Genomic DNA, 5,295 nt, shown 5'->3' with positions numbered 1-5,295 from the left:
GAACAGGCGGTCACGTTCAAACGGAATGGGTGGTCACGATGGGCCGGAATATGCAGAAACTGTTGAAACATTGGCGCCAGCAGCCCTGTAAACAGAGTGTCTGTGGTGGTCACCCGGATCGACCCTGAAAGCTTGAGATCCTGCCCGGCAAGCCGACGTTCCACATTCGTGATGTCCCGGCTCATCCTCTGCGCAACAGCAAACAGGTCTTCGCCGGCCGGGCTCGGTGAATAACCGCTGCGTGAGCGTTCAAACAGTTCTACGCCCAGGCGTTCTTCCATGCTGTTGAGCCTCCGAAAAACGGTGGCATGGCTGATTCCCAGCTTTTTTCCTGCGCCAGAGAGCGTGCCCGCCTCCGCAACGGCCGCGACGATTTGAAGGTCATCCCAGCGGATTGGATGTTCATTCATGAAAGGATGATGCTAATGGTTGGTGAATTCCTGTACGAATAAGGACAGACTAGGGGAAAAACGGGGACAGATCTATTTTTTGGTCAGTTCGGTTTTTTCTTTGAGGGTTCAGAGCTGATCTGAATCACAACCTTCGCAGCGGCCTCCGTGCTGCGAAGGCCGATTGAGGAGGTTATCCAGTGAGTACGATGGCCCTTTTGCTTGGGTTGTTTGTGATGATTCTGCTGGGGCTGGCAGCCTGGCGGCTTTTCGATCATCGGGCAGACCACGAGGCCATGCGCAAGCTTGAAGGCACGCAGCCTGCGAGCCCGCCAGTCTTTGCCCCTGAGATGATCACCCACCTGCCGGAACCGGCACGGCGCTATTTTCTGTACACCATTCAGCCCGGCACACCGCTTCGTACGGTCGCTCGTCTCCGCATGGTTGGGCGCTTTGGTATGGGGAACCGGGAGAACCCGAATTATCTTGATTTCGAGGCCACCCAGGTACTGGCTATGCCGTCCGGATTTGTCTGGAAGATGCACGCGCGGCGGGGGCTGATGCGGTTGTCCGGTTCCGACAGCCAGCGGTGGACCCGGTTCTGGCTGATGGGGCTGCTGCCAATTGCCCGTTTCGGTGGCGATGCCAACCATACTCGTTCAGCGTTCGGCCGCTATGTGGCCGAGGCCGTGTTCTGGACGCCCGCGGCGCTGCTGCCGGGGCCGGGGCCGGGTATTACCTGGGAGGCGCTGGGTGCCGACGAAGCGAGGGTTACCTTGGAGTCTGGCGGCCTGTCTCAGGCGGTGGATCTCACGGTGTCGGCCGAGGGCCAGCCGTTGGTGGTCCGTTTTCAGCGCTGGAGTAACGCCAACCCCGAGAAACAGCACCGGCTGCAGCCGTTTGGCGGCTATCTCTCCGAATTCCGATGGTTCAACGGCTTTCGTTTGCCGACCCATGTGGAGGCGGGCAATCACTTCGAGACCGAGCAGTACTTTCCGTTTTTTGTGGCGGATGTGACCGCTGTTGATTTCGGCCGTTAGTGCAACCCCGAAACAGACTTGGTTCTAGCCTCCTATACTGAGGGTAGGCTGAGTGCTGCAAGGCAGGGCCACTCAAGGAATGCTCGTTAACCGGGAGTTGTCGATGGGGGAGAGCTGGCAGGAGTTGCTGGAGGCCATGCAGGGGATACGCCCGGAGGAGGTTGTCCCGCAGGTCGTTGTGCTGGTGTTTGCGGGATTGGCGGCGCTCTATGCGCATCGCCTCATTGCCCGGCTGACCTCGGTGGACTCCCGGGGCGTTCGACACGTCACCAAGCGCACCATCCGCCACCTCGCTTTTCCGGTGTCGATGCTGCTGGTGGTTCTGCTGGGGCGCGCGCTGTTAGCCGCATTAAGTCTGGGCCACTGGGCACTGGATCTGGCAATCCCGCTGCTGATCTCCTTCGCGCTGATTCGCATCCTGGTGTACATGTTGCGCATGGGCTTGCGAAGCGGCCCTCTGGTCGAGGCTTCTGAAACTGCTATCAGTATCCTGATCTGGTTGGTGGTGGGCCTGCACCTCGTGGGCTTGTTGCCTGCAGTGCTGGCGGCCATGGAAAGCCTCGCCTTCTCCGTGGGTGAACTTCGCATATCCCTGCTGGCGGTTATCAAGCTGCTCCTGCTGACAGGCCTGGTGTTGGTGGTTGCCATCTGGCTCTCGGGCATGATCGACCGTCGGTTGTCCCGGTCGCCAAATCTGAGCCCCGGCGCGGCCGTGGGTTTCTCGAAAGTCAGCAAGCTGGTGTTGATGATCGTTGCCGGGCTGTCGGTTCTTAATCTGGTCGGCATTGATCTGACAGGTCTGGCAGTGTTCGGCGGAGCCCTGGGCGTTGGCCTTGGCTTTGGGTTGCAGCGTATTGCCAGCAACTTCATCAGCGGTTTTATTCTGGTGTTCGACCGCTCGATCCGTCCCGGTGATGTGGTCAGCATTGGTGAGAAGTTCGGCTGGGTGGTCGCCATGCACGCCCGCTACGTGGTGGTGCGCAACCGCGATGGCGTGGAGACGCTTATTCCCAACGAGAACCTGATTACCAGTGAGGTGATTAACTGGTCGTTTTCCGATCCCAACGTGCGGCTCAAAATCCCTGTGTCCATAAGCTACAGGGATGATGTGGAGCGTGCCATGGACATCATTCTGGAGATCGCCCGGGAGCAGCCCAGGGTGATTTCAGCGCCGGCGCCGGTGTGCCAGCTACGGGAGTTTGGCGACAACGGCATTCGACTGGAGGCCCGTGTCTGGGTGGCAGATCCCTCCGCGGGTTTTGGTAATGTAAGCTCCGACATCAATCTGGAGATCTGGCGCCGGTTCAAGCAGGAAGGCATCACCATTCCGTTCCAGCAGCACGATGTCTACATCAAGGAAACGCCCTCGAGATAAGTCAGCCCGAAAAAAGGGTGAGGGCATGGCCGTTCGACTTTCCGCTTTTCCTCGCCATCTACTATGCTTTGGAAGGATGGATGGATAGAAGGAGAACCACCATGCGCTATCTTTCTGTTTTACTCGCAACACTGTTGTTTTCCGCACCGGCGCTCAGTGGCCAGTGCCCGGTTTTGATGAAGCAGGTTGATTCTCAGATGGAATCCGCCGATCTGGATGCAAGCACCCGGGCTGAAGTTGAAAAACTCCGAGCCAAGGGTGAGTCGCTTCATAAGGCCGGCAAGCACGGAGAGTCCGAACGGATGCTTCGGCAGGCCATTGAAAAAATGGACGCTGCAGTGGAGCAGGCCGCCGGCACGTGATCGGCCTGCAAAGCCGGCCTATTTCTCCGGGCTCTTGATGTAGAGTGTGTTTTTGTCCCGAACGTTCATCTCGAAGAGCTCGCTGGCCCGGATGAGATCACTCAGTTTCTTGTACCCGTAGTTAACGGGGGAGAAGGAGCTGTTGTTCGAAATGTAGGTGCCCACAGCGCCCAGATGCGCCCAGCCGTCGTCATCGGCAGTTTGCTCAACGGCTGTGCGCAGTGTGCGAACCAGAACCGTATCGCCGCGAAGCTCTTTGCGGGTTCTCTTGGCAGTGGGCTTGGGTTTGGCCGGCCCACCGTTATCGTTATTCTCCCCCTCTTCACTCTCTTCCCGCAGGTTCTCTGTGTAGATGAACTGGGAACAGGCGTTCACGAAAGGCATGGGGGTTTTCCGCTCACCAAAGCCGAAAACCGGCAACCCTGCCTCAAGAATGCGCATCACCAATGGCGTGAAATCCGAATCGCTGGTCATCAGGGCGAAGGCGTTGACGTTGCCACTGTAGAGCAGGTCCATGGCATCGATGATCATGGAGGCGTCGGTGGCGTTTTTGCCGGTGGTGTAAGCGAATTGCTGCACGGGGCGAATGGCGTTCGCGTGCAGTTTTTCAATCCACCCACCCAGCTGCGGGCCATTCCAGTTGCCGTGGGCATGGCGAACGTTGACTGCGCCGTACTTGGCCAGCTCCTGGAGCACGCCCTCGATGGACTGGTGGCTGACGTTATCGCAGTCGATCAACAGGGCGATTTTGTAGTTGTTGTTCATGGTGGTGAGAGGTCCTTGTCTCCTGGGGTTGGATGAATGGTAGCAGTTAATGTGAGGATGGAATGCCCGGTACGCCCCAACTGCAGCCTTGCCGCTTTTCGTTTGGGGCCTGGTTACGGTTACTATGTTCCTCGGATTTTGTCGGAATTCACTGACGTGATGGAAGGAGCGTGTGCGTGCAAATCGGCGTAATCGCAGACACTCACAGCAAGATGCGTCCCGAAGCCCTGGAAGTTTTGGAAGGCTCGGATGTCATCCTTCATGCCGGTGACGTTGGCCGGGATGAGGTTCTGGAAGCGCTGGAGGCAATCGCCCCGTTGGTCGCGATTCGGGGCAACATCGACAAAACCGGCCGTGCGTTGACGCTTCCGGATGTTCGGGAGCTGGAATATCTGGGCAATGCGTTCTACATGCTCCACGATGTCAAAACTCTCGGATTTGATCCGCAGGACCGGTACCGCGTGGTCATCTCCGGCCATTCCCATAAGCCCCGCAATGAGTGGATTGGTGATGTGCTTTATTTCAATCCGGGTGGCGCCGGGCCAAGGCGATTTACGCTGCCGATTACGGTAGGGCGGTTGCAGGTTAGTGAGGACGGTGTTTTGGGCGAGATTATTGAACTTCCGAAGTGATGCTCTGGTTACCGGGGCAAACCTGCCCCGGTTTCAATAGCTGACGTCTACCGAACGTCATAAACCTCAATGATTGTCTCAGCCAACTCCAGGTCGTTCTCGTTAGCCAGAGCAAGCTGGTTCAGTGCCCGGATGGTGGTGTCTTTTTGCGAGGCATCCACTCCCAGCAGGTGCACAACGGTATCAACCTTCTCACCACCGCCACTGGCCAGTTGGTGCCGAAACTCGCTGCTGAATGCAATGATAATTTCCTTGATCTGTCGCGGTTTGGAGGTCGAAACCCCGGTGGGTGTCTTGGGCTGCAGGGTGACAAAGTACTGGTCGGGGGAGAACTCGTGAATGGCTCCTGAGACGCCATCAGTAGTTGATCCCACCAGGCCGCCAATCACGATGTTACCGAAAAACCAAGGGTTGGTTGTGGTGGAAAGTTGAGCTGTGTAAGTCTCGTAGCCTTCTTTCTCAAAGGTGATGGACTGGTTAGATGCCCGGTCCACGGGCACGGTTAGCGGAGTTTTGCCGAGCACCCGGCCGGATACCGTCACGGTGGCCTCTTCAGGCTCACTGTTAAAAGTGAGCTTCTGATCCGTGCCAGAGACGACTGAGGCACAGCCTGTAGATAGTAGGGCGACAGTGGCCAGTACGAGCAATAGCGGATATTTCATGATGCTTCCTTGTATTTAGCCCGAAAAATTCATAAAAAAAGGCGAACCTTGCTTAACCCATTGATATAAT

The 5,295-nt window shown here is 57.3% G+C and carries 7 protein-coding genes; 4 read left to right on the top strand and 3 right to left on the bottom strand.

All coding sequences use genetic code 11. The features are described 5' to 3' along the window. Positions 1-410: LysR family transcriptional regulator (locus tag ACFC20_RS17375; protein ID WP_375194082.1), on the bottom strand; the 410-nt coding region annotated here is incomplete at its 3' end. A 188-nt stretch (positions 411-598) separates the two neighbouring features. Between ACFC20_RS17375 and ACFC20_RS17370 the strand changes: the two genes are divergently transcribed. The 3 genes from ACFC20_RS17370 to ACFC20_RS17360 all read left to right on the top strand — a co-directional run bounded on the left by ACFC20_RS17370 (position 599) and on the right by ACFC20_RS17360 (position 3,166). Beyond that, complete coding sequence (locus ACFC20_RS17370) at positions 599-1,429, top strand: DUF6544 family protein (protein WP_375194083.1); 831 nt, start codon at positions 599-601, stop codon at positions 1,427-1,429. A gap of 103 nt (positions 1,430-1,532) precedes the next feature. Next, positions 1,533-2,804 (top strand): mechanosensitive ion channel family protein, encoded by a 1,272-nt coding sequence (locus ACFC20_RS17365; RefSeq protein WP_375172501.1) that lies wholly within the window; start codon positions 1,533-1,535, stop codon positions 2,802-2,804. A gap of 17 nt (positions 2,805-2,821) precedes the next feature. Next, positions 2,822-3,166 carry a hypothetical protein gene (locus tag ACFC20_RS17360; RefSeq protein ID WP_375194081.1) on the top strand — a complete coding sequence of 115 codons (345 nt, stop codon included), beginning with the start codon at positions 2,822-2,824 and terminating at the stop codon, positions 3,164-3,166. An 18-nt stretch (positions 3,167-3,184) separates the two neighbouring features. Here ACFC20_RS17360 and ACFC20_RS17355 read toward each other — a convergent pair whose 3' ends face one another. Then, the gene (locus tag ACFC20_RS17355; RefSeq protein ID WP_375172503.1) at positions 3,185-3,931 is read right to left on the bottom strand and encodes an NYN domain-containing protein; all 747 of its coding nucleotides are present in this window, start codon (positions 3,929-3,931) and stop codon (positions 3,185-3,187) included. Positions 3,932-4,107: 176 nt separating this feature from the next. Between ACFC20_RS17355 and ACFC20_RS17350 the strand changes: the two genes are divergently transcribed. Next, positions 4,108-4,563: a metallophosphoesterase family protein gene (locus ACFC20_RS17350; protein WP_375172504.1), complete on the top strand. Its 456-nt coding sequence runs from the start codon at positions 4,108-4,110 to the stop codon at positions 4,561-4,563. Positions 4,564-4,610: 47 nt separating this feature from the next. Here the strand turns inward: ACFC20_RS17350 and ACFC20_RS17345 are convergent, their stop codons facing one another. Then, entirely contained in the window at positions 4,611-5,225 is a 615-nt protein-coding gene (locus ACFC20_RS17345) for a PEGA domain-containing protein (protein WP_375172505.1), read from the bottom strand. Between the last annotated feature and the right edge of the window lie 70 nt (positions 5,226-5,295).

Origin of the sequence: Marinobacter sp., from assembly GCF_041984545.1 — a bacterium.
Lineage (GTDB): Bacteria > Pseudomonadota > Gammaproteobacteria > Pseudomonadales > Oleiphilaceae > Marinobacter.
This window is presented reverse-complemented; position numbering and strand designations above follow the sequence as displayed.

Excerpts from the sequence above, each read along its gene's own strand:
- ACFC20_RS17365 (WP_375172501.1), top strand. The coding sequence starts at position 1,533 with ATGGGGGAGAGCTGGCAGGAGTTGCTGGAGGCCATGCAGGGGATACGC.
- ACFC20_RS17355 (WP_375172503.1), bottom strand. The coding sequence starts at position 3,931 with ATGAACAACAACTACAAAATCGCCCTGTTGATCGACTGCGATAACGTC.
- ACFC20_RS17345 (WP_375172505.1), bottom strand. The coding sequence starts at position 5,225 with ATGAAATATCCGCTATTGCTCGTACTGGCCACTGTCGCCCTACTATCT.
- ACFC20_RS17370 (WP_375194083.1), top strand. The coding sequence starts at position 599 with ATGGCCCTTTTGCTTGGGTTGTTTGTGATGATTCTGCTGGGGCTGGCA.